This window comes from Streptomyces synnematoformans (assembly GCF_039531005.1).
Taxonomy (GTDB): Bacteria; Actinomycetota; Actinomycetes; order Streptomycetales; family Streptomycetaceae; genus Streptomyces; species Streptomyces synnematoformans.
Genome location: NZ_BAAAPF010000614.1, coordinates 1 through 1,745, shown reverse-complemented (window position 1 = coordinate 1,745; position 1,745 = coordinate 1). Strand labels below are relative to the sequence as shown.

1 protein-coding gene and 1 pseudogene are annotated in these 1,745 nt (G+C 80.7%); both read left to right on the top strand.

What is annotated here, in order from left to right:
- Nucleotides 1-262, top strand: a pseudogene (locus ABD317_RS36545) (phosphatase PAP2 family protein); the annotation flags it as partial.
- 309 nt (nucleotides 263-571) lie between these two features.
- A partial coding sequence (locus tag ABD317_RS36540) for a hypothetical protein (RefSeq protein WP_344296302.1) occupies nucleotides 572-1,745 on the top strand: 1,174 nt, incomplete at its 3' end.

Genomic DNA, 1,745 nt, shown 5'->3' with positions numbered 1-1,745 from the left:
CGTCGCCGCCGGCGGCCCGCGCCCCGACGACACGGACGACGCCGGGACCCCGGCCGACGACCGCGCCCCGGAGAAGGTCGGCACCGGCGCGGCCGGCGCCCCCACCGGCGGCCACCCCGACCCGCCCTCGGTCCCGAGCCCGCGCGCCGGCGACGACGTCCCGGCCCCGGGCGACCCGCCGGCGCCGCCGGGCGGAAGACGGGCACCGGCGGAGCACCGCGGGGGCACGGCGCAGTTGATGTGCCGGAGAATGGCGTACTGAGCACCCGCGGCGGGCGTACCGGGCGGGTCGCGGCGGACCGCGGCGTACCTGCCTCGCACCGTGACCGCGCCGGCCCGGGCCCAGGACGCGGGTGCCTCCCCCGCGGGGTCACCGTCCGAGCGCACGGCGCTCACCTGCGCGCGGCACCGCCCCCGGGCGGTGGCGTAAGCGCCCCGTGGCCGCGGCGGTGAAGTCCTGCACACAGGACGCACCCGGCCGTCCGACGCCCGGGCCCGGCCGCGGAGCACGCCGCCGCGGCGGTACCCCGGTACGGCTGCCGTGTCGGTGGGGCGTGCCAGACTGCGGCCCGTGGAACGTACGACCGCTACGGGTGACGCGGCCCCCGAACCCGCGCTGCGCCGCCGGCTCGACGCACTGCGCGGCGCGGACGTGCCGCCGCGCGCCCTGGACGCGCGGGCGCTGGCCGCGCTGGCGGCCAACCCCGGCTGCCGCCGCCGGACGCTGCTGGACGGCGCCGGGATCGACAAGGCCGTGCTCGCCGAGGCGCTGGGCAGACCGGCGCCGTTCGGGCAGTCGCAGTTCGCCTTCGCCCGCGGCAACGCCTTCGAGGCCCGTATCACCGCCGACGACGGCGCCGAGCTGCTGGGCCTGCTCGCCGAGCGCACCGGCGCGGCCCCGCCGGACCCCGCCGCCGGCCCCGTCCCCGACCTCGCCGCCCCCGGCCCCCGCGGGCGCACCGAGCGCACCCGGCTGGCGCTCGCCGAGGCGGTGGCGGCCGGCGGCTGGACGCTGCTGCGGCACCCGATGGTCAGCCTGGAGGTCGCGGGCGCCCCGGTCTACCTGGAGCCGGACGCGGCGGTCGTCGGGCCGGACGGCCGCTGCACGGTGGTCGAGATCAAGTCCTTCCCGATCCTCGACGGCTCCGCCGACCCGGCGAAGGTCGGCGGAGCGGCCCGGCAGGCGGCGGTGTACGTGCTGGCGCTGCGGCCGCACTGCGAGGTGCACGACAGCGTGCTGCTGGTGTGCCCGAAGGACTTCTCCAACCAGCCGGTCGCCGAGCCCGTGGACGTACGCAAGCAGCTCGCCGCCACCCGCCGCCAGCTCGCCCGGCTCACCCGCCTCGAAGCGATCGCCGCCGCGCTCCCGGCGGACCTGAGCCTGGACGTGCGCCAGCCGCCGCCGCGGCTCACGGCGGCGGTGGAGGCGGTGGAGGCCGCGTACGCGCCGGAGTGCCTGGCGGCGTGCGAGCTGGCGTTCCACTGCCGCGCGCGGGCGCGGGAGCGCGGGGACGTGACGGCCCTGGGCCGCGGGGTACGCGGCGAGCTGGGCGGTCTGCGCACGGTGGCGGTGGTCGTGGACGCGGCGTCGGGCGGACGGGAGCCGGCCGCGGCGCGGCAGGAGCCCGGAGGACCGGAACCGGCCGTGGCGACCCCGGAGGCCCCGGGGCGGTTCGGCCCCGCGGCCGAACCGGTGGGCTCGGGGAGCCCGGCGGAGCCGGCCGACCCCGCCGTCGCGGGGCTGC